Annotated in this window: 19 protein-coding genes; 8 read left to right on the forward strand and 11 right to left on the reverse strand. The window is 37.9% G+C overall.

What is annotated here, in order from left to right:
* Positions 1-374: 374 nt before the first annotated feature.
* The 6 genes from odhA to KI369_RS04375 all read left to right on the forward strand — a co-directional run bounded on the left by odhA (position 375) and on the right by KI369_RS04375 (position 10,866).
* Positions 375-3,242 (forward strand): 2-oxoglutarate dehydrogenase E1 component, encoded by a 2,868-nt coding sequence (gene odhA, locus KI369_RS04350; protein WP_212955145.1) that lies wholly within the window; start codon positions 375-377, stop codon positions 3,240-3,242.
* A gap of 133 nt (positions 3,243-3,375) precedes the next feature.
* Positions 3,376-4,635, forward strand: a complete 1,260-nt coding sequence (gene odhB / locus KI369_RS04355; protein WP_144613640.1) for a 2-oxoglutarate dehydrogenase complex dihydrolipoyllysine-residue succinyltransferase — start codon at positions 3,376-3,378, stop codon at positions 4,633-4,635.
* 124 nt (positions 4,636-4,759) lie between these two features.
* Complete coding sequence (locus KI369_RS04360; protein WP_212955146.1) at positions 4,760-6,679, forward strand: putative thiazole-containing bacteriocin maturation protein; 1,920 nt, start codon at positions 4,760-4,762, stop codon at positions 6,677-6,679.
* Positions 6,676-8,625 carry a TOMM precursor leader peptide-binding protein gene (locus KI369_RS04365; RefSeq protein WP_212955147.1) on the forward strand — a complete coding sequence of 650 codons (1,950 nt, stop codon included), beginning with the start codon at positions 6,676-6,678 and terminating at the stop codon, positions 8,623-8,625. Before KI369_RS04360 ends, KI369_RS04365 begins: the two co-directional genes overlap by 4 nt.
* 16 nt (positions 8,626-8,641) lie before the next feature.
* Complete coding sequence (locus KI369_RS04370) at positions 8,642-10,183, forward strand: SagB family peptide dehydrogenase (protein ID WP_212955148.1); 1,542 nt, start codon at positions 8,642-8,644, stop codon at positions 10,181-10,183.
* 92 nt (positions 10,184-10,275) lie between these two features.
* Complete coding sequence (locus KI369_RS04375) at positions 10,276-10,866, forward strand: class I SAM-dependent methyltransferase (protein WP_212955149.1); 591 nt, start codon at positions 10,276-10,278, stop codon at positions 10,864-10,866.
* Between the two features lie 31 nt (positions 10,867-10,897).
* On the opposite strand, the gene KI369_RS04380 is transcribed toward KI369_RS04375, so the two are convergent.
* A complete protein-coding gene (locus tag KI369_RS04380; RefSeq protein WP_212955150.1) occupies positions 10,898-11,308 on the reverse strand; it encodes a DUF3908 family protein in 411 nt (136 codons plus the stop codon).
* Between the two features lie 156 nt (positions 11,309-11,464).
* Positions 11,465-12,799 carry an FAD-dependent oxidoreductase gene (locus tag KI369_RS04385; protein WP_212955151.1) on the reverse strand — a complete coding sequence of 445 codons (1,335 nt, stop codon included), beginning with the start codon at positions 12,797-12,799 and terminating at the stop codon, positions 11,465-11,467.
* A gap of 197 nt (positions 12,800-12,996) precedes the next feature.
* Here KI369_RS04385 and KI369_RS04390 point away from each other — a divergent pair, with 197 nt between their 5' ends.
* Positions 12,997-13,428: a hypothetical protein gene (locus KI369_RS04390; protein ID WP_212955152.1), complete on the forward strand. Its 432-nt coding sequence runs from the start codon at positions 12,997-12,999 to the stop codon at positions 13,426-13,428.
* 43 nt (positions 13,429-13,471) lie between these two features.
* On the opposite strand, the gene KI369_RS04395 is transcribed toward KI369_RS04390, so the two are convergent.
* Both KI369_RS04395 and KI369_RS04400 read right to left on the reverse strand, forming a co-directional pair.
* Positions 13,472-14,707, reverse strand: coding sequence for a TcaA 3rd/4th domain-containing protein (locus KI369_RS04395; protein WP_212955153.1), 1,236 nt, complete (start codon positions 14,705-14,707; stop codon positions 13,472-13,474).
* A gap of 19 nt (positions 14,708-14,726) precedes the next feature.
* Positions 14,727-15,512: a zinc-ribbon domain-containing protein gene (locus tag KI369_RS04400; protein ID WP_212955154.1), complete on the reverse strand. Its 786-nt coding sequence runs from the start codon at positions 15,510-15,512 to the stop codon at positions 14,727-14,729.
* Positions 15,513-15,708: 196 nt separating this feature from the next.
* Here KI369_RS04400 and KI369_RS04405 point away from each other — a divergent pair, with 196 nt between their 5' ends.
* Positions 15,709-16,542 carry a hypothetical protein gene (locus KI369_RS04405; RefSeq protein ID WP_212955155.1) on the forward strand — a complete coding sequence of 278 codons (834 nt, stop codon included), beginning with the start codon at positions 15,709-15,711 and terminating at the stop codon, positions 16,540-16,542.
* A gap of 14 nt (positions 16,543-16,556) precedes the next feature.
* Here the strand turns inward: KI369_RS04405 and KI369_RS04410 are convergent, their stop codons facing one another.
* From KI369_RS04410 to trpC, 7 genes are all read right to left on the reverse strand, one after another.
* Complete coding sequence (locus KI369_RS04410) at positions 16,557-17,240, reverse strand: DUF2278 family protein (protein ID WP_212955156.1); 684 nt, start codon at positions 17,238-17,240, stop codon at positions 16,557-16,559.
* 93 nt (positions 17,241-17,333) lie between these two features.
* A complete protein-coding gene (locus tag KI369_RS04415) occupies positions 17,334-18,833 on the reverse strand; it encodes an L-lactate permease (protein ID WP_212955157.1) in 1,500 nt (499 codons plus the stop codon).
* Between the two features lie 114 nt (positions 18,834-18,947).
* A complete protein-coding gene (locus KI369_RS04420; RefSeq protein WP_212955158.1) occupies positions 18,948-19,307 on the reverse strand; it encodes a DUF4029 domain-containing protein in 360 nt (119 codons plus the stop codon).
* A gap of 74 nt (positions 19,308-19,381) precedes the next feature.
* On the reverse strand, positions 19,382-20,158 hold the full coding sequence (gene trpA / locus KI369_RS04425; protein WP_212955159.1) for a tryptophan synthase subunit alpha: 777 nt from the start codon (positions 20,156-20,158) through the stop codon (positions 19,382-19,384).
* A 3-nt stretch (positions 20,159-20,161) separates the two neighbouring features.
* On the reverse strand, positions 20,162-21,355 hold the full coding sequence (gene trpB / locus KI369_RS04430; protein WP_212955160.1) for a tryptophan synthase subunit beta: 1,194 nt from the start codon (positions 21,353-21,355) through the stop codon (positions 20,162-20,164).
* Complete coding sequence (locus KI369_RS04435; RefSeq protein WP_212955161.1) at positions 21,352-21,966, reverse strand: phosphoribosylanthranilate isomerase; 615 nt, start codon at positions 21,964-21,966, stop codon at positions 21,352-21,354. Before KI369_RS04435 ends, trpB begins: the two co-directional genes overlap by 4 nt.
* A complete protein-coding gene (gene trpC / locus KI369_RS04440) occupies positions 21,963-22,724 on the reverse strand; it encodes an indole-3-glycerol phosphate synthase TrpC (RefSeq protein WP_212955162.1) in 762 nt (253 codons plus the stop codon). Before trpC ends, KI369_RS04435 begins: the two co-directional genes overlap by 4 nt.

Below are 22,724 nucleotides of genomic sequence, written 5' to 3' on the forward strand. Positions count from 1 at the left end.
GTTGTATAATATCAATGAAAGCGCTTATTATTTCAATATACATAATTCGAACTCGTCTTTATCGAAACATTCTAACTATTATACTTATATTTGCATGCAACAATTTTAGTTATCTGTATAGGTATACCAAATATATCCACCCTATTTTTCTGTAAAATTACTTTATAACATGAAAGATTAACTTGGGTGATAAGTTATTGTGAATGTTTTTTTACAAAACAGATAAGTAATAGTGTTTGGTATTATGTAAATTATTGTAATAACATAAGAGTAAAGAAAACATTTACATTGATTATTGATTCATCAATTATTGAAAAGAGCAAAATGCACCTTTTGTAAGGAAAAGGATTATATGCATTGGGAGGTTTAAACAAATGACGAGGAAGAATACAACGACAAACCCTTGGGCCAAGTTCCACGGTCCGAACCTTGGTTATGTGATTGAACAGTATGATCTTTACGTAACTGGAGCAGGTTCTGTTGATCCGGAATTACAAGAGCTTTTTGAAATTTTTGGAGCTCCTTCGTTTCAAGATGATGTCGTAACAGGGGACAACACAGCAACACATTTTTCTCCTCAAAACACAGGGAACATTGAAAAAATTCTTAAAGTCGTTCAACTTGTTGAACAGATTCGTTCTTTCGGGCATACGTTGGCTCACATCAACCCGATGGAAGATGTTGCAAATGGACAATCTCTTCTTGAGAAAGCAATGAACGAACTAAGCGATGCTGACTTGAAAGCGATTCCAGCAAAAACAGTATGGCAAGATGCACCAGAAGGTATTCACACTGCACTTGATGTAATTCATAGATTAAAAGACGTTTATACAAAATCTTTAGCTTATGAATTTTCTCATATACAAGATAGTGAAGAACGCGCGTGGTTGCATCAAATGGTGGAATCAAATTCATTGCGTCAACCACTATCAAATAAAAAACGAACTGCTCTTTTAAAACGTTTAACAGCTGTTGAAGGTTTCGAGCAATTCTTGCATAAAACATTCGTTGGGCAAAAGCGTTTCTCTATCGAGGGCGTTGATATGCTTGTACCTGTTCTAGATGAAATTGTACTAGAAGGTGCTAAAAGCGGCGTAGAAGATGTCATGATTGGTATGGCTCACCGCGGTCGTCTAAGCGTACTTGCACACGTATTAGAAAAACCATATAGTCACATGTTTGCTGAGTTCAAACATGCAAAAATAGAAGGCGCAGTGGCTAACTCTGGCTGGACTGGCGACGTAAAATACCATTTAGGTAGAGAACAAGTCGTTAGTAACGAAGAAGTTAGCACTCGCGTTACATTAGCAAATAACCCGAGTCACCTTGAGTTCGTTAACCCTGTTGTGGAAGGCTTCGCACGTGCGGCTCAAGAGAATCGTAAAAAATCTGGTCTTCCAGAACAAGATACTTCAAAATCATTCGTCATTTTAGTTCATGGTGATGCTGCATTCCCTGGTCAAGGTATTGTATCTGAAACGTTGAACTTAAGCAGATTGAACGCGTACCAAACTGGCGGAACAATTCATGTTATCGCAAACAATGCAGTTGGTTTTACGACTGATAGCTATGATTCTCGTTCTACGAAATATTCAAGTGACCTTGCAAAAGGTTTCGATATTCCGATTGTTCACGTGAACGCTGATGATCCAGAATCTTGTCTTGCTGCTGCTAACCTTGCGATTCAATATCGTACATTGTTCAAAAAAGATTTCTTAATCGATTTAATTGGTTACCGCCGCTACGGTCATAACGAAATGGATGATCCAGCAGTTACGCAACCACAAGTATACAAAAAGATTAAAAACCACCCAACTGTAAGAGCTATTTATGCAGATCAATTACAAACTGCTGGTGTTCTAAATGCAGATGAGGTTGAAACAATTACACAGTTTATACAAGAGCAATTAAAATCTGACTATGCACAAGTACCACCGGCTGATACGAGCGATGCAACAATTCATGTTAAAGTGCCAGATGTTGTTGCAAAAGGCATTCAGCCAATTGATACTGGTGTTGAACTTGACTCACTTCGTGCAATTAATGAAGGTCTACTATCTTGGCCAGAAGGATTTAACGTATATCCGAAAGTGAAGAAAATTCTTGAGCGCCGTAAAGATGCTCTTGAAGAGAACGGTAAAATTGAATGGGCACTTGCTGAGTCATTAGCATTCGCTTCTATTTTACAAGAAGGTACGCCAATTCGTTTAACTGGTCAAGATTCACAGCGTGGTACATTCGCGCACCGTCATATCGTATTACACGATACTGATACAAATGAAACTTATTCACCATTGCATCGCTTACCAAACATTAATGCATCCTTCTCTGTTCATAACAGTCCGTTATCAGAAGCTGCTGTTGTTGGTTACGAGTATGGTTATAACGTATTCGCTCCAGAAACTCTTGTTATGTGGGAAGCGCAATATGGTGACTTCTCAAATACTGCGCAAGCATTATTTGATCAATATGTTTCAGCAGGAAGAGCAAAATGGGGTCAAAAATCTGGTTTAGTTCTTCTATTACCACACGGTTATGAAGGTCAAGGACCAGAGCACTCTAGTGCACGTCCAGAGCGATTCTTACAGTTAGCTGCTGAGAATAACTGGACAGTTGCAAACTTAACGAGCGCGGCACAATACTTCCATCTTTTACGTCGTCAAGCATCTATCTTAGGAACAGAAGCTGTTCGACCATTAGTACTGATGACGCCGAAGAGTTTATTACGTCATCCACTTACGCTTTCAACTGCTAGTCAGTTAAGCGAAGGACGTTTCCAGCCTGCTCTAGAACAAGAAAACCTTGGTACAAAACCGAACAAAGTAAAACGTCTTGTGTTAAGCACAGGTAAAATGGCGATTGACTTAGCTGCAGAAATTGAGTCTGGTAAACATGAGTACAACTTAGATGAAGTTCATGTCGTTCGTATTGAACAGCTATACCCATTCCCTGCTGAGAAAGTTCAATCTATTATTAAACGCTTTAAAAACTTAGAAGAAATTATTTGGGTTCAAGAAGAACCGCGTAATATGGGCGCATGGCATTACATGGCTCCAATTCTGTTCGAACTAGCTGGAGATAAAGTGAAAACAGGTTACATCGGACGCCCAGATCGCTCTAGCCCATCTGGTGGCGATCCATTCGCTCACAAAGCTGAGCAAGAACTAATTGTTGCACATGCTTTAGATGTGAAGTATAACTTCCGTCAAGATAAACAAGAAATTGAAGTTTACAGCAACTAAAAAGTAACAACGAAGGTTTCTAGCTTGCTCCCTGGGCAGATATTCTGCCCAGGAGCAGGCTAACAAATGGAGATTACCGAAGACAAAAGAAGAAAAAACACACCGTTAGGCAAATAAGGGGAGGACATTTAAAATGATCGAAATTAAAGTACCTGAGCTTGCAGAATCTATTACCGAAGGAACTATCTCACAATGGCTTATCAACGTAGGCGACAAAGTTGAGAAAGGTGGCAGCGTTGTTGAGCTTGAAACTGATAAAGTCAATGTAGAAATCATTGCAGAAGATTCAGGTATTGTATCGAAGTTACTAGGCGAACCTGGGGATACAGTTGAAGTTGGCGCAACTATCGCAATTTTAGATGCAAACGGAGCACCAGTTGCAGTAAGTACACCTGCACCAGTGGCTGAGCAACCAAAACAAGAAACGGCTGAAGCACCGAAAGCTGCGGCACCAAACGCTGAGCAAACTGCAACTCTGCAAGGTTTACCAAATACGAACCGTCCTATCGCATCACCAGCTGCTAGAAAAATGGCTCGTGAATTAGGAATCGACTTAAACGACGTACGTAGCACAGATCCACTTGGACGTGTGAGACCACACGATGTACAAGCTCATGCTGCAGCACCAAAAGAAGCACCAGCTGCTCCAAAAAGTCCAGCTCCTGCTCCAGTTGCAAAAACGGAATTCGAAAAACCAGTTGAGCGTGTGAAAATGTCCCGCCGCCGTCAAACAATTGCAAAACGTCTTGTAGAAGTTCAACAAACATCTGCAATGTTAACAACATTTAACGAAGTTGATATGACTGCAATCATGGAATTACGTAAAGAGCGTAAAGACGCTTTCGAGAAAAAACATGATGTACGTCTTGGTTTCATGTCATTCTTCACAAAAGCAGTTGTTGCAGCATTAAAACAATTCCCATTATTAAATGCTGAAATTCAAGGCGACGAGCTGATCATTAAAAAATTCTATGATATCGGTATTGCAGTAGCAGCTCCAGATGGACTAGTTGTTCCAGTTGTACGCGATGCTAACCAATTAAACTTCGCTGAAATCGAAAGCGAAATTCGTAATTTAGGTATGAAAGCACGTGACAACAAACTTTCATTAAAAGAGTTACAAGGTGGTACATTCACAATTACAAACGGTGGTGTATTCGGTTCTCTAATGTCAACACCGATCCTAAACAGCCCACAAGTTGGTATTTTAGGAATGCACAAAATCCAAGTACGTCCAGTTGCAATTGATGCAGAACGTATGGAAAACCGTCCAATGATGTACATCGCTTTATCTTACGATCACCGTATCGTTGATGGTAAAGAAGCAGTTAGCTTCCTTGTTGCTGTTAAAGATATGCTTGAAGATCCAAAATCATTATTATTAGAAGGTTGATAGATTAATAATCTATTAAAGGCTGTAGAATGAATCATTCTACAGCCTTTTTTTATTGCGTTCATACGGGACAAATTTCATAACATAAGCTAATAATGTATGCCTAAACGTAAGGGGGATTAAAATGAGTAACCTTCCAATTCATACAAAACTGAAAGCTAATAAGGATACTTTCTTCCTCCCCGACTCAAACGGGGGTGTCTATTTTCGAAATAACGCCAGTTCATTTCGTATGGACGGTGATGGAATTTACAACTGGATTGAAAAATTAATGCCGATGTTTAACGGTAATTACTCTTTAGCAGAAATAACCGATGGTCTCCCTCTCCCCTATCAAAATCGTGTATTTGAAATCGGTGAGATTTTATATGAAAATGGTTTCGTTCGGGATGTAAGTCAAGATGCACCTCATGAATTAAATAGCGCATTACTTGATAGATACGCTTCACAAATTGAATTTTTAGAAGCGGATTCTCATTCAGGCGCTCTAAAATTCGAAACGTATCGCGGGGCAAACGTCCTTATAATTGGTTCTGGAGATATGCTTACTTCCTTAGTTTCTTCTTTATTAGAATCTGGATTACCTACCTTTCATTACCTTATTACAGATTATGCGGAAACAAATTACGAACGCATTCATGAGCTAGTAGAACTTGCACATGAAGTAGATGATCACGTCCTTGTTCAAGAAATAGATACGACAATTGATCGTCCCCTGCATGAAGTATTCGAGCCTTTCGACTGGATTTTGTACGTTTCTCAAAATGGAGATATTGAAGGTTTAAGAGCAGCTCACACGATTTGTAGGGATATAGGAAAGAACTTCATACCAGCCGTCTGTTTATCAGCACTTGGTATAGCCGGCCCTATCGTAACAGCTAATCGTGAAGAATGCTGGGAATCCGCATGGCATCGGCTACATGAAACGAATTTACAAAATGAACATTCATCAGCATCATTTTCACCCGTTACATCTGCAATGTTAGCAAATATAATCGTATTTGAATTATTTAAACATGTCGCTGATGATGCTTACCGAGAAAAAGAAACACAATTCTTTTTATTAAATTATGAAACACTCGAAGGCGCATGGCATCCTTTTATAAAACATCCTCTCGCAACAGATGAAAGTTTTACAATTGATACGATAGAAAATCTTTCTGAACAACTTGAACATCGGTATGGCCAACACACCTCAACTGATTTATTCCGTTTTTTCGATTCATTAACTTCTAAAGAAGCTGGTATATTCCATGTATGGGATGAACAAGATTTATATCAATTACCGTTATCACAATGCAATATTCAAGTAGCTACTCCACTAGCAGATGGTCCTACTTCCCTCCTGCCTCTTATGACTTGTGGTGGTTTGACTCATAATGAAGCGCGCCGAGAAGCTGGTTTAGCAGGAGTTGAAACATATGTAGCAGAAATTATGCACCGCCTTATTCCTGAACATAACGATATCGGTATCGGTGCTGGAGAAACGATGACAGAAGGTGTATACCGAGCGCTACAACAACATTTAAATAATAAATTGTATGAGCGGCAGTCACATATGCTAGAAGAAATTACGACGGTCGACTTAACCGAAATTCATGATAAACATTGTAGATTTTATTACGATGCTCTCGCGACAATTCATGAAACACCTAAAATAGCAGTAAGTGAAGAGATTCTCAGCTTTCCAGTCGTTTGGATCGGTATAAATGATCGATGGTACGGCGCATCTAATATTAATACGACGTTAGCGTTACGAAACGCACTACAACTATCCCTTCTTCATATTCAAAATGAAGAGACTCCATACAGAGCTAATATCTTGCCGGAATCCTCTATTATTTTATATGACACGGATTCTTTTAGGTTAGAAATACAAGCGGAAGAAGAAATTCCAAGCACGCAATCTGTACAGCTTGCCTTGCGACATTTAGAAGAACATCATTTTTATCCATTCGTATTTGATTTAGCTATTGAACCATTTTTGAAAGAACACTTAGATGGTGTGTACGGAGTATTAATTGCAAAGGAGGATAGACTATGACTCAAAATATATTACTTATAGGAGATGGCTTACTTGCAGACTATGTACACAATCAATTAAGCGAACAATTTTCCATCATTCGCCAACATACCCTTACAGAAGAACCCCCTGAAAATATTCATCTCGCTCTCGTATTACATGATGGCTCTCCTTCTGCCATTCATCATGATGCCGAGCTAATTTTTCGTTCCAATCAGATTCCGTGGCTACGCGGGTTTACTTCATTTGGTGAAGGTGTTATCGGTCCTTACATTCATCCTCTTGCAGCTGGATGTACCCATTGTGCCGATGGACGACGCTTTATCGCTGGTTTTGATCAAAAAGAAATGTGGGAGCTACAACGAAAATACGCGGTAAAAGAAGATAACGTAACGAGGCGTGATGTATGTGCCACCCAAAATGGCATGTTACAAATGTGCCATCTTATTTGCGCAGAGACAGAAAAGATATTAGCTCATCGCCATTCTTCTTTAGAAAACGAACTCATTTTACTAAATTTACAAACACTGCAATGCACGCGGCATTCTTTTCTTCCAGATCCGCTCTGCCCTGTATGTAGCAATTTGCCTGACGATACGGCAGATGCAGCTGTGATTTCATTACAACCTAGCTTAAAAACAAGTGATACAACATATCGCTGTCGCTCCATTCATGAACTAAACACATTTTTAACGAGAGATTATTTAGATTACCGCGTCGGTATGTTGAACGGAAAAATGCAGCATTCTTTATTACCGTTTGCTGACGTTATTATAAACATGCCATTAATGTTTGGAAATGAAGGTGTTGCAGGCCGAACTCTTTCATTTGCAATAAGTGAAGCAACTGCTATTTTAGAAGGTTTAGAAAGATATTGTGGTATGTCACCTCGAGGAAAAAAGACGAATGTGCATGGTAGTTTTCATGATTTAGAGGATTATGCACTGAATCCCCTCTCTCTCGGTGTACATACAAATGAACATTATAATCGTGATAGTTTCCCGTTTAAACCGTTTGATCCTGACTATGAACAAAATTGGGTATGGGGCTACTCTTTACTACAAAATCAGCCAATTTTAGTTCCTGAATCAATCGCTTATTATAGCCTCGGTCATCGAGATGCTTACGTATATGAAACATCAAATGGATGTGCCATTGGTGGTAGTTTAGAAGAAGCAATTTTTCACGGCATTTTAGAAATTGTAGAGCGTGACGCCTTTTTGCTTACTTGGTATACGGAATTACCTCTTTCCCGCCTTGATCTTAGTTCAGCAAATGATACAGAATTACAATTAATGATTCAGCGGCTATACACGATTACTGGTTATGAGTTACATGCTTTTAACGCAACGATGGAACACGGTATCCCAAGCTTATGGGTAATTGCGAAAAATACGCGTGAAAATGGAATGAATGTCGTTTGTGCTGGAGGCTCTCATTTAGACCCAGTCCGTGCTTTAAAGAGTGCCATCCATGAAATAGCAGGCATGTTACTTATAACAGACGATGAACTTGAGGAAAAAAGAGAATACTACGAAAATTGCTTACAAGACCCTTATCTTGTAAATAAAATGGAAGACCATAGTATGCTGTACGGATTGAAAGACGCGGAAGAACGTCTTCACTTCCTTTTACGTGATGATGCACCGGTGCAAACGTTCCAAGAAATGAACGCGTTACAATCAGTTGATCTAGATTTAACATCCGATCTTCATCAACTTTTAAACCGCCTACAGCAAGCTGGACTTGACGTAATCGTTGTAGATCAAACCGTACCTCTTATAGAAAAAAACGGATTACATTGTGTAAAAGTCATTATTCCAGGCATGTTACCAATGACATTCGGCCACCATCTCACTCGGGTTACAGGACTGGATAGAGTGTATACCGTACCGATGACACTTGGATATACAAACGAACCTTTAACGAATGAACAATTAAATCCACATCCGCATCCGTTTCCATAGTAAAAGGGGGGATTTTATGCAGCTGGGTACTTTTTTACATCATCTCCATTTTTCTATAGACGAAATTATGCCGAACCTTGAAGTGGACTGGGAAGATGCACCGCTTCCTTATAAATTATATCGAAATGTACCTATTATCCCTCTCTCTTTAGAAATCCCATTATCTTTACCTAACTCTTCTACTACACCTACTTTGAAAGAGATTGGTCATTACCTTTGGTGCTCATTTGGTTTAACACAATTATGTCAGCTAAATAGCGAGAAAATTTTATTTCGAAGATCTATCCCTTCCGGCGGTGCTTTATATCCAAATGAATTGTATATATATTTAAAAATTGACGATTATCCAGATGGCATTTACCATTACGACGCCGCGCATCATCGGCTTATCTTACTTCGCGAAGGAAATTTCGACTCTTACCTTACAGAAGCACTCGGCAATCGTTGTAACATACAGTCTTGTTTTGGCGCTGCATTCGTATCCACTATGTTTTGGAAAAACTACTTTAAATACAATAACTTTTCATATCGACTTCAAGGATTAGATAGTGGTGTTCTCATCGGACAATTACTGGAATGTGCCAAACAATTCGGTTACAAAAATGGCGTATACTTTCAGTTTCTAGACCGTGCAATCAATCATTTACTCGGACTGTCAGAAGGAGAAGAAAGCGTGTATGCTGTCGTTCCTTTCAGTACAGAACCGCAATCTAATTGGTTTCACAATGATTACCGTGAAAATAAAACAGTTACTTCTCATGAGTTGTTGCAGCAAATTCCGCCGTTATCACATGAACATTTCGTGCGCTCAAAACATGTAAATGAATATCCAATGATAGCAAAAATAAATGAAGCTTCTATGATTGAATCGACAGCACACTTCCAAACGCTACATCATAAAGAGCACTATCAACATCATGCGTACGCTGTACAGTTGCCGCAAGTAGAACGATTATCATATGATTTCTTACAACTTTGTAAACAGCGGTATTCCCCTGATGCTGACTTTACTTTAACGAAATGGGATGTAGCCGGGCTTGCCACTTTACTACAAGAAGCGAGCCTCTCCTTCCCTTATTACAATGATCTTGATGGTCAGTATGTAAATGAAAATGCGCGCGTTTCATTATATGGATGTTTTTATAACGTAAAAGATATAGAAAACGGTGCTTACGCTTATAACAGTAAAACGCATTCCATCCAGCCAATTCGGTACGGAGACCTTCGTTATCCCCTTCAATCTAGTATGACGATGGATAATGTAAACCTTTTTCAAGTACCGCTTTGCCTACATGTAGTCGGAAAGAAAGATTACTATACAAATGCATTAAGCTATAGGGGATACCGTATTCATCAAATGGAAGCTGGAATACTCGTTCATAAACTTGTTTTTGCAGCGACCGCAATGGGAATGGCTGGGCACCCTTTACTTAGTTTTGATACAAATTCATGTGATCAGTTGTACGGAATAGATGCTGGAAATGAAACGTCTCTCATTCAAATTCCTGTCGGGGCGTATCGGGCGCGGAATTGGTTAAAAGGGGATTTGCGTAATTAGAAGCACGCCGCTCATCGGCGTGCTTTTTTTAAAGGACTTACTTGATAAAAAGCGAAGTGAGTATATCTTCTTACATAAAAGGAGAGTTTAACTTGAGCATTTTACAACGATTAATCCAGCAAGCAAAAAATCCTCGGGGGACAATTGGTTCTTCTATGCTTTGTATTATGAACACTGCACATACGAGACTGACCAATTGGACACTACAGAAAGTGCATATAAAGAAAGATGCAATTATATTAGATATTGGTTGTGGCGGCGGTAAAACGATACACACTCTTTCAAAACGAACTCCACTTGGAAAAATATACGGGATTGATTACTCCGATCAAGCTGTAAAAAATTCTATACAGACGAATATAAAGGATGTTCAAAAACAAAAAGTCATTGTTCAACAAGCAAGCGTTTCTTCTATTCCCTATCATACAAACTTCTTCGATCTCATTACCGCTTTTCAAACACACTACTTCTGGCCTGATGTGGAACAAGATATAAAAGAAGTATTTCGCGTCCTACAGCCGAACGGATCCTTTTTATTAGTGGCTGAAACTTTCAAAATTCAATATCATATGGAGAAATGTAAAACGACTGAAGAATTAGTAAACCTATTTTATAAAACAGGATTTACAAGCGTGAAATGTTATGAAGAAAGAGGATGCCTTTGTATAATAGGAAACAAATAAAAAAGCAGACCCTTTGAGGTCCGCTTTTTTACTAGATTAACTTAAAAATACTCTTAATTTGTCTCGCAAATAACCAATTTTTCGTACCGTAGTTATCATTTAAACTATCTAAATTGATAGATTGTCCGTTGGCAAACTTTAATTCTAACGTTGTATTTTTGTCATTTGTTTTTAAGTTGCTATGTGTAATCGCATCATACTTTAATTTTTCAATTTCAACATATTCATCTTTTTCTTGTCCGATTACGACATGGTCCTGGAAGAAGAACAATACTTCTACTTTCTTACCGAAACAAAATACATTTTTCGTATAAATTAATGTCGCATTATCAAGTCCGACACATACTTCTTTCATCTCTTCCACAACATGTCCAAAGTCTTCTTCTTGTCTTGTGTTTGATTCAGCAATCCATTCTTCGATTGTTTTCATATTAATTGCCATACGGTGCCCCCTGGTTCGTTCATTGCTTTATTAAAAAATAAATACTATATGAAAATATAAGCGATACGTACTATGTTTTCAAGGGTGAACGGTATATTCAAAATAAAGTAAAAATTCAATTACTACCCTTCACAAAAAAATAGCACTTAAAAAGTGCTATTCTGCTCGTCTTGCCGCTTGCTGAATTGGATCCCAAACGCTGTTATATGGTGGTGCGTAACTTAAGTCGACATCTTCTAAATCGTGAATGCTCATTTTATTGAAAAGCGCCATCGCAATCACATCAATCCGTTTATCTACACCTTCTTCTCCAATTACTTGTCCGCCTAATAATTGTTTCGTGTCAGAACGATATAGTAATTTCAAATAAAGTGGTTTCGCATTTGGATAATAGCCCGCCATATTTGTTGAATCTACTTTGACTGTTTTATACGGAATATGTAGTCCTTTTGCTTCTTTTTCATTTAAGCCTGTTCTTGCAAGCGTCAAATCCATAAATTTAATAATTCCTGTACCTAACGTACCTTTAAAGGCTCTTCGTTTATCAAGCATATTCAGTCCAGCAAGTCGCCCTTGTTTATTGGCAGTCGTTCCGAGCGGGATATGATCATAAATTTCCTTTATAACGTGGTAATGTGTTGCGCAATCACCAGCTGCGTATACGTCCTGCACATTCGTTTGCATGTATGCATTTACTTCAATTGCCCCTTTATGATTTGTACGTATATTTGTTCCTTCAAGAAAATCAGTATTTGGCTTCACTCCAACCGATACTAAAACAAGATCTGCTTTATACGTCCCTTTATCTGTTTCAATTTGTTCCACTCTTTCATTTCCTTTAAATGCTTTTACATTTTCATTCGTTAAAATTTCAATATGGTGTTTATCTGCTTCTTTATGTATATATTCTGCCATATCTGCATCATAAATCGTACCGATATGATCATTTCGCTCAATCATTCTTACTTTCTTACCAAGTTCGACGAATGTTTCTGCCATCTCCAGTCCAATCGCACCGCCGCCAATAATGGTTACATATTCAACTTTATTCGTTTCTAACGTTTTTAATATACGCTCAGCATCCGGAATTGTTTTTAAAAGATGAACACCTTGTAAATCTCGGCCCTCCCATTCTGGCATAACAGGACGTACTCCGGTCGCAATTAATAATCGATCGTATGGAAATTCAAAGACATCTTTCGTCTTCGTATGCTCTGCGTATACCATTTTCTTTTCCGTATCTACTTTCGTTACTTCATGTCGTACTTTCGCATCAATTCCATATTTATCACGAAACGTCTTTACATTACGCGCGATTAACTTTTCCGTTGAAGCGATAGCACCACTAATGACATACGGTAACCCACACTGCGCGTATGAATAAATTTCACCTTTTTCTAACGTTACAACATTTGCATTTTCATCGTTTCTAACAATTTGCATAGCTGCACTCATACCAGCTGCATCTCCGCCAATAATGACATAGTTCACTTTACCACTCCTTCTTTTTTACATACTCTTTACGTTTTCCATATTTTGTAGAAATAACACCTACTTCCATTGTAAAGAAATAATATTTCATCTACAAATTTGGTGCACAAACCTATAGGTAAATAGGTAACCGTCGTGTCTTATAAACAACATGTTTAATATGCTATAACAGTTACTATTGAAAGTAGGTGAAATATATGTGCGCCAGCCTTCTCACCCAGCTTCGAGATGAACCGCAAGAACCAAAAGAACCGAAACCCGCCGTCTCACTTGACCAAGAATTTTCTATTAATGCAACAATATACAGCGCTCGTGCTTGGTTATCTAACGATGATACGTTTGCGCAAGATATTTGGAAAGCTACCCAATTCGCTTCAGCATCACATGCTGGCAAATCCATCTTTCCAGTCGGTTCCGTTAAAATTCTGAACTTTTCTGACGATACAATAACCGTTACTGCTTCGCCAGATTCAGATCATGCGCTCAAAATAGTCGTACCACCCCATTCCGAGGCAGCTCTAACGTCTGGTCCTTTATCACATATACAAGCTAGTACATCAGGAGGATCAAGTAAAGTCACATTTCTCTTTCACATCTTTTTCTCAAGAGATCCTGGTTCAGATAAATAACCATAAAAAAGGTACAGCTATGGACTGTACCTTTTTCACGTGTTTATTCTCTTGATTTGATGAGTTCCACATTATAAGTTTCAATATCTGTTAGCTTTCCTGAAAAATATGGATTTTCTCTATACCAAGACTGTTTTGAAAAGTATGATTGCATATCTTTCGTTTGAAACATGTGTCCATGTCTTGCGTATATTTCATTTCTCGCTATTTTCAATTGTTCTTTCGATAAATATGCTAAGTCCGTACTCGTTAATTTTCGAATATCACTATCAGGGAAAATGAAACCATTATATACATACCGAGTCGTAGGCGGCGGAGTAACATTATAAACAACTGTTTTTTCCGAGCTCTTCTTCTGGAATGGAAGATTATACGAAGGAAATGCCGTTACCGTTTCTACCTTCGTCGTTTCCCTTCCAGTTTCTCCATTTCGTTCTAAATAAATCATCGCACTTCCATCAGTCGCTACCGGTCCCCACGTAATTTCTTCTCCAGCTAGCGCTGTAACTGGCTTTTGATTCACGTACAATGTTGCACCAGGGGCGTTCGTTTGAACTGTAATATATTGCCCTTGCAACGTTAAATCTATCGTTACGTTATTTTGTCCTTGTTTCATAAGTACAACCTTTTCTTCACGTGATAGTTTCACATAGTCATTTTTATATTCTGCTTGAAACACTTGAGCTCCTGGAAGAAACGGTCCATATTGCTTCTCAAACTTTTTGTCATCAGACTTATCAATTTCTATTCCATTCATTTTTAAAGATGTACCTTTTTCATTTGTAAGCAGCGTCGTATAATACGTCTTCGCTTTCAATTTATACCGATCAAAGATAAAGAAATACTTTCCATCTTTCGTTAACGAAAAGTCTGTTCTTTCGATTCCGTTCCCTTGTTTTTCAACTATCCTCAACTGTTCTTTCAATTCATTTACGTATGATGGATTTTCTTTTATATATGAAAATAGAGGCTTTACACTCTCTCCAGTTACAATAACTGACGGATCATCTGCTGTGATAATCTCGGCTAATTTCTCCCCGTCCCTCTCTTGTAAAATAGTAATGATCCGATCTACTTGTGCCGATTGCTTATAATACGATGATCCGTACAAATAGAGTCCGACAATCGCTATAACAAATAGTGCTAACAGCATAATGCCAACCTTTGCACCACCGCTCATGTTCTTCTTTACTACAAGACTTCCCCTCTTCATCCCGCAGTTTTGACAAAATTGCACACCTTCTTCAAACTGAGTCCCACACTTTGTGCATATATTCATCCATTCAACCACCTTTTCTTTAGAGGCCAGTTAATCCCTGTGTAAAGGTTTGAATTATCGTGCTAATGTAAGACCACAGTACAATGAATGTTGCAATTCCGATTAAAACATTTGCGATAAGAAGTGTATAGATAGGGTCTAATCCGCCATTATCTAGCTTTACTATAGCGACAATTATACTAATTGACATATACGTTGTAGCCAGCCCTAATAAGATTGGTAAGAAAAAGATTAATAAAAAGCTAAACAGAAAAGAAAGAACTAATATAGCAATAGCTGGCGTCGCTATCGTTCCCCATACACCGAATACTTCAAGAAATGAAAATGAAGATTTCATCATCTTCCCACTGACAAAAATAATAAATCCGACAAATAAAGTTAAAATAAGTAAAAATAAAAAGACCGTTACAGAGTCCAAAAAGAATGTAGGAGTAGGTATATCTGGTGCAAATGTTTTCGTAACAGCTGCTGCAGCACTCATCATTCTATAAAAAATACATGCCCCTAAAAAACAAATAAGAACAAGACTTATAATTCCATTTCGTACTTCAACCTTGCCGCTTTTCATAATCGCTGTCGGTGCTTTGAAAGCGTGTTTAAAGAACTGAAAATATCCACTCGCAAACCGCTTCGCTTGCTCTACCGTTTCATTCGTTCGAGTTTCCTTTGCTTGTGCCGCGCGCGCTTGTTCTGGCTCTTCTTCTTGGCCACTACTTACCACTACTTCTTCCTTTAACGAATGTCCACAATTCCCGCAAAATTTTGCCTCTGCTGCATTTTCCGTCTGACACGCCGGACATTTCATTCTCTCATCCCTCCTTTAAGCATATACCGTATAGGGTGTTACAAATTCAATATATGACTTTGTACATAAAACATGACTACAAGAAAAAGATTATGAAATCCTCCTTTCAAAAGAAATATATGTGCTAGCAATCTTGAAAAATAATGCTATTATGAAACAGAACAAATAACGTTTGTAACAGATTGGATGACTAGCAATGGAATTGGTAAACTTAATTTTTCAAATACTCCTTACAAGCGTAATCCAATTATTTTCTTTAATTGGCGTTATCATTGTAATTGGATTTCTATTAGGCTATTTAGAATCTCTCACACGAATGTATTGGTCGAGAGCTTTCGGAAGAAAAGGATTCCTTTTAACAGCGTGGATTGGTGTTCCGATTCACGAACTTGGACATGCCATTATGTGTGTACTATTTCGTCATAAAATTGTAGCAACGCAGTTTTTCCCAACGGATACAAGTCAAGGTGCTTTAGGTTACGTACAACATCAATACAATCAAAAAAGTGTATATCAACGAATTGGGAACTTCTTTATCGGCATCGGGCCTATTATTTCCGGTATTACTGCATTAATCCTTTTAATGCGCTATTTCGTACCCGATTCCTATTTCTTATTTAATACAACTCTGGAAAAAACAATCGCTTCTACTTCTATTAATGTAGAAATGGTGCAAAACATGCTCTTGTCGACGTTCGTATTATTGAAAAGCTTATTTACAATAGGCAACTTATTGAATCCTTCCTTTTGGCTATTTTTATTTATCGCCATTTGTATTTCTGCCCATATCGCTTTAAGTAAACCAGACATTAAAGGATCAATAGACGGAGTCATCGTCATGTTTATCGTGTTATTTTTATTCAACATCATAGCGGGACTGTTTCAGTATGATAGCAACCAACTAATTGGAAAAGTGATGAAGTATAATATGTACCTCATTGCGTTTTCTAGTGTGGCACTGCTGTTCTCTTGTATTTCTACACTTGTTAGTCTTGGGTTTTATAAAATAAGAGGAGGGCGTTCTTTTTGAACGCCCTCTTCTCATCAGTTATTCCTCTTATAATCACAATGCTCAACCGGCACGCGAGCATGTCCATCCTCATCGGTACACCACGACTGTGATTGAAAGGCAAGAAAGATACCGATCCATTCTTCTTCCTTTTCAAAGTGAATGAGTATTCCTCCATCTTGCCATATACCATTATCACCTTTCCATTTCTCTACATTCCCTTGATTCATATGAATATCGTGTATACCGTTTCCTGGTTCGAAATGAAAGTAAGAATCAGGTATATTTTCTTCTGGTCCCCATCTTTCACCAAACGCGTAAATAGTTGCTTTTTCTTCTATTGCTCGTTTTATATAACGTTCTATTTTTTCATTTAAATCATTATCTACTCCTGCTTTTTCAGCAGGTAAAGGAATCATTTGTTTCGAATCAAATAAATTACCCCTTATATAGTCTAAAGCTACTTTCGGTTCATTGTTTTTTATTTCTGTAAAACCGAACGGTAACATCGGTAAAATATGAATCGCCTCTGACCGAATATTGTCGCTCGCAAAATATAACACTTCTGACGGATAACTTTGCGATTTCACGTTAATTGCAATGCGATAATCTACTTCTGCTTCGCCTTGTAAATGAACTTGATAATGAGGAGTTTTCCCTTTTCCGATCTTAGATTGTATAACGGTACCTTTTAACACACCATAATTTTTTAAGGGCATACATTTCATCTCCTATTCATTTAGGTAGAAGCTTTACATAATTTAAAGCATTATCCAGTAACAAAAAAAATCCTCCTAAATATAGGAGGATTTTTAATTTCTCAACATATACCAAACAATAACCTCTACCACTACAAGTAACACCGCACCAAAAATCATTAATGTCGTCTTCTTTAATAGTTCATTTTCACGATACGGGATGTTACATAAATACGCACCTAATGTAATCCGTGATGGGCAAGCAATTGTCGCTACTGATGATGCAGTATTTTGCAGTGTTGTGACGTATTGCCACGGGAGTGCTACGTTTTGTGCGGTTTGCATTTGTAGTTTTATAAACATCGCATTTGATCCTGCATTACTACCTGTTAAAAAGCCACCGATACCACCGATAAACGGAGCAACAAAAACGAAAAATGTTCCAAATGTGTCACCAGCTGTTTTTGCCAGTAACGAATGCATGCCAGATGCACCCATTAGTTCTGAAATAGCGATAAACATTGTCGTCGTAATCGCAAAAGGAATCCATTGTTTTATCGTTTGCGAGATTGATTGTTTAATAATATGAGATGGTATACGGAAGAAAATAATCGTAAATAAGCAAGTCATACCGAGCCAAAATCCTGGTGAATATAGCATTTCTAGCTTGTAAGAGTATGTTTTCAAATCAAGGACTGCATATGATCTGAACAAATCATGTAATGCTGGTACGAGGCGAGAAAGTAAAATACAAACGGTTAAAAATATATAAGGGCTAATAATTTTTATAATAGATACTTCTCTTTCCGTTGCCGCAGCATGTTCTGTCATTAGACTTTGTTCATTTTTCCCTTTTAATTTAATGATAAGAAAGCCAAATGTAATGGTAACGATAGAACTTAATATACCTGCTAGTTCAACACTTACGTATGCGTTAGAAAGGTAGATTCCGAGAGAGAATAATAGAAAGAAACCGAATCCTTCTTTCCACTTTTCAATCACGGCCTGCCAGCCACCAACAACGTGTAAAGACAGAATGACGAAATAGGCAAACATCGGAATGCTTAATAGTGCTGTATTTGTGCCAAGTGTTGTAAGCGGCATATTGATAAGCTGCGAACCGATAATCGTACCAGTCGCCATTGCGCCCCATGAACTAGCTAGTAAGCCGATAAATGAGAGCAGTACAGCTTGAAACGGTTTATAGCCTAATGAAAGAAAAATAGGTGCTGCAACCATGAAACCAATTCCGAATCCACTTACTGATTCAATTAGTGGGCAAATACCAAAACACATAAGAAGCATTTGTAATAAACGATCGTGCGTAACTTCTTCGAGAAAACGCGCTACTTGATCGATATACCCCATTTTGTTCATGAGGTGAAATAAAAAAATACCGAAAAATAAAACGTACCCGACAATAAAACAAATTAACCAACCTTTAATCGTTGCGTGCACAGTTTCACTTATCCCTAATTGAAACGTTGGCGAGAGTAAAACGATTCCAACAGACACAACGTAAGCAATTAAAGAAGACCGTAATGACGTTTGTTTAAATAAAAATAAACAAATGAAAATCATCATAATTGGGATAAGTGCCAACAATATGGCCATGTTATCATCTCATTTCATTTAAAATACAATTTTTAACTATTATATAACAGATGTCATAATTTTCAATTGTTTTTACAACAGTTTAAAAAAAGAGCCGTTTGGCTCTTTTTTGGATCACTCCCATTTTCTATTATCCTGAAAAACTGTCTGCTGCCTAATTATTTTGTCTAACACAACAAACACAATATAAGCACATATTACTTGCAATACAACATTTCCAAACTTCATTAATTCAAATGAATGGATCCAGCGAAATAATTCGTTTAATAATACAATCGAAACGATACTAAATAGTTCTATACTAATCGAAAATATACATATTTCTAAAATAGATTGTTCTTGGATACGATTTAAGTTGGAAAAGATGAATACATATCCTAAAAATAGAGCCATCACCTCTATTTTCGTCATGCTAATGAGCCAAGCGTATAGTGGTACAGTTAAAAGAAGATATAGTAGTTTCCGTCTTAGCATGCTTTCACACCCTCTAAATTATATGTATTTTCTGTATATTTTAACATTTATTACACAAAACAAAAAGAAGAGACTTACGCCTCTTCTTTTTGTTTTGTTGCCTGTATGAATTCACATATTTCTTCTCGCTTTTCATTTTCTAACAGCTCAATCACTTTACTTCCAACGACGACTCCGTCACATATTGTAATCATTTCTTCTACATGTTCCTTCGTTGAAATACCGAACCCCGCCACTACCGGTAAATGCGTATGCGATTTTACTTTTTCTAAGTAACTATGAATCTCATCTTTAAAGTTTTGACGTACTCCTGTTACGCCCGCTACTGTAACAGCGTAGACAAATCCTTCTGATTCCCTCGTAATTTTTTCAATTCGCTCAATTGGGCTCGTTACGGTAACGAGTGGAATTAAAGCGATATTTGCCTCTCGAAGGAGCGGAGCAATAATGTCTTGTTCTTCATACGGTAAATCCGGAACGATCATACCGTCTACCCCTGCTTCTATACAGTTTTCGATGAATCGTTCTTTCCCGAATGCAAGTACTGGATTTAAATATGTCATGAGTACAAACGGAATTTGCACTTCTTTCCTTACCTCTATTAATGCTTGAAAAATGCCTTTTATTGTTACACCGCTATCTAGCGCTCGTTTCCCTGCTCTTTGAATCGTCGGGCCGTCTGCGACTGGATCCGAAAACGGGATACCAATTTCAACGATGCTTGCTCCTGCTTCGTCTAGAAAACGAATTCTTTCTTTTAATTTTTCAAGGCCACCATCTCCGCCCATTACGTACGGAATAAATGCTTTCTTATCATTTTCAAACGCTGCTGTAATTTTTTCTACTCCCATTTTTTACACCTCTTCCATATAACGTTTTATACTCTCTACATCTTTATCACCGCGGCCAGATAAACAAATGACAAGCCCTTCGTCCTTCTTCATTTGCGGCGCTAATTTTAATGCGTATGCGACAGCATGCGAGCTTTCTAGCGCCGGGATAATCCCTTCTTTTTTCGTTAATAATTGAAATGCTTCTAACGCTTCATCATCAGTAATGGAATGATAAGAAACGCGGCCAATATCTTTGAGCAAGCTATGTTCTGGCCCCACACCCGGATAATCAAGTCCCGCTGAAATAGAGTGCGCTTCTTGAATTTGTCCTTCTTCATTTTGTAGAAGATACATCATCGATCCGTGTAAAACGCCGACGCTTCCTTTCGTTAAAGTCGCTGCATGCTTCTCTGTATGAACGCCTTTTCCTGCTGCTTCTACGCCGTAAAGAGCGACTTCTTCATCGTGTACGAATGGATAAAACATACCCATCGCATTACTACCACCACCAATACAAGCAACGACTGCTTCTGGTAACTTTCCTTCTAATTCTTCATATTGTTTCTTCGTCTCATTCCCAATTACACTTTGGAAATCACGAACAATTTGCGGAAATGGATGTGGTCCGAGAACAGATCCCATAATGTAGTGCGTATCATGCACATGTGAAACCCAGTAACGAAGCGCCTCGTTTACCGCATCTTTTAATGTACCGCTACCTGCCGCTACACTTTCTACTTTCGCTCCGAGTAATTCCATTCGGAACACGTTTAATTTTTGACGTCTCACATCTTCTTCTCCCATAAAGATGACGCATTCTAATCCGAGAAGGGCACATACAGTAGCTGTTGCGACTCCGTGTTGTCCTGCTCCTGTTTCAGCGACAACTTTTTTCTTGCCCATTCGTACTGCAAGAAGTGCCTGACCGATTGTATTGTTAATTTTATGAGCTCCTGTATGGTTCAAATCTTCACGTTTTAAATAAATCTTTGCACCACCGCAATACTTCGTCATATTTTCAGCATAATATAGCGGTGTTTCTCTTCCGACGTACGTTTTTAAATAATGATTTAATTCCTTTTGAAAGGCTTCATCTTGCATTGCTTCTTTATATGCTTCTTCTAGTTCTAATACAGATTGCATTAACGTTTCTGGAACGTATCTTCCTCCGTATATACCGTAGTGACCTTTTTCATCTGGATATGCGTAATTCATTTGGAACACTCCTTCACTTTTTTAATAAATTGTTTTATTTTCTCTACATCTTTCTTTCCTTCTGTCTCTACTCCGCTGCTCACATCAACCATATATGGCCGAACAGTTCGAATTGCTTCTTCTATATTAAGAGTGTTTAATCCGCCAGCTAATATCGTTTTCTCTCGTAATTCTTTTGGCATATGCGCAAGTAACTCCCAAGAAAATGTCTTTCCATTTCCTCCATGAAACTTTTCCTTCGGGCTATCAAATAATATATAGTCCGTTTCATATGTTTGAGCATTTTTCATGTCACTCTCTGAAGTTACTCCGAGTGATTTTATAGACGGAATATTCAATCTTCTGATTTGATGATTATCTTCATCACCATGTAATTGCACGTGTGTTAACCCGCATTCCTCTGCAATTTTCTGGATGCCTTCTACTGATTCATTTACGAAAATACCGACCTTTAACACGTTTTCTGGAAGCTCCTGAATGATTTCTTTCGCTAGCTCTGGAGTAATTTTCCGTTTACTTTCTGCAAAAACAAATCCGAGTGCATCTGCTCCGTATTCACAAGCATGTTTTGCTGTTTCCATATCAGTGATCCCACAAATTTTCACTTTCATATGTTCACCTTACAATCTTCAAAAAAGGTACGAATAGAAGACGATGTCATAAGTGCTTCTCCAACTAATACACCTTTTGCCCCAGCTCGTTTAACGCGCATAATGTCTTCTTTTGAATGAATCCCGCTCTCACTAATCCAAAGTAATTTCTCCTCGTTCAATCGTTTCCCGAGCTTTTCCGTTTGGCTTAAATCCACTTCAAACGTTTTTAAATTACGATTGTTAATACCGATAACGTGCGGGTTTAATTGAATTGCAATTTCTAATTCCTGTTCATCATGAACTTCAACAATTGCTTCTAATCCTTTTTCTAGTACGTAGTTATATAGCTCTTGTAACTTCTCTTTCGTTAACGCGGCTACAATTAATAAAATAATATCTGTCCCAGCTTCATACGCCCTATCAATTTGAATCGTATCGATTATGAAATCTTTACATAAAAGCGGAATGTTACTTTCTTCTCTTGCCGTTTGTAAATCATGAAACGATCCTTTAAAAAATTGACCGTCTGTTAAAACCGAAACTGCTCCTGCACCGCACTCTTCATATGTTTTCACTTGTTTTCGTACATCAACGTGTAAATTGATATCTCCTTTTGATGGTGATGCTCGCTTTACTTCTGCAATCACAGTAAACTGCTGTAATGCTTCTACAAGTGAATGTGTCTTTCTACTTTCTTTTAATGGTGTATACGTTTCATATAATGCCGCAACTTCCTTTTTCTTTTGGTCTACAATTTTGTCTAAAATCGTCCCCAC

The sequence above is a fragment of the Bacillus sanguinis genome (assembly GCF_018332475.1).
GTDB classification, from domain to species: domain Bacteria; phylum Bacillota; class Bacilli; order Bacillales; family Bacillaceae_G; genus Bacillus_A; species Bacillus_A sanguinis.

Coding starts and splice junctions, on each gene's coding strand:
- odhA (WP_212955145.1), top strand. CDS start 375: ATGACGAGGAAGAATACAACGACAAACCCTTGGGCCAAGTTCCACGGT.
- odhB (WP_144613640.1), top strand. CDS start 3,376: ATGATCGAAATTAAAGTACCTGAGCTTGCAGAATCTATTACCGAAGGA.
- KI369_RS04360 (WP_212955146.1), top strand. CDS start 4,760: ATGAGTAACCTTCCAATTCATACAAAACTGAAAGCTAATAAGGATACT.
- KI369_RS04365 (WP_212955147.1), top strand. CDS start 6,676: ATGACTCAAAATATATTACTTATAGGAGATGGCTTACTTGCAGACTAT.
- KI369_RS04370 (WP_212955148.1), top strand. CDS start 8,642: ATGCAGCTGGGTACTTTTTTACATCATCTCCATTTTTCTATAGACGAA.
- KI369_RS04380 (WP_212955150.1), bottom strand. CDS start 11,308: ATGGCAATTAATATGAAAACAATCGAAGAATGGATTGCTGAATCAAAC.
- KI369_RS04390 (WP_212955152.1), top strand. CDS start 12,997: ATGTGCGCCAGCCTTCTCACCCAGCTTCGAGATGAACCGCAAGAACCA.
- KI369_RS04395 (WP_212955153.1), bottom strand. CDS start 14,707: ATGAATATATGCACAAAGTGTGGGACTCAGTTTGAAGAAGGTGTGCAA.
- KI369_RS04400 (WP_212955154.1), bottom strand. CDS start 15,512: ATGAAATGTCCGGCGTGTCAGACGGAAAATGCAGCAGAGGCAAAATTT.
- KI369_RS04405 (WP_212955155.1), top strand. CDS start 15,709: ATGGAATTGGTAAACTTAATTTTTCAAATACTCCTTACAAGCGTAATC.
- KI369_RS04410 (WP_212955156.1), bottom strand. CDS start 17,240: ATGCCCTTAAAAAATTATGGTGTGTTAAAAGGTACCGTTATACAATCT.
- KI369_RS04415 (WP_212955157.1), bottom strand. CDS start 18,833: ATGGCCATATTGTTGGCACTTATCCCAATTATGATGATTTTCATTTGT.
- KI369_RS04420 (WP_212955158.1), bottom strand. CDS start 19,307: ATGCTAAGACGGAAACTACTATATCTTCTTTTAACTGTACCACTATAC.
- trpA (WP_212955159.1), bottom strand. CDS start 20,158: ATGGGAGTAGAAAAAATTACAGCAGCGTTTGAAAATGATAAGAAAGCA.
- trpB (WP_212955160.1), bottom strand. CDS start 21,355: ATGAATTACGCATATCCAGATGAAAAAGGTCACTACGGTATATACGGA.
- KI369_RS04435 (WP_212955161.1), bottom strand. CDS start 21,966: ATGAAAGTGAAAATTTGTGGGATCACTGATATGGAAACAGCAAAACAT.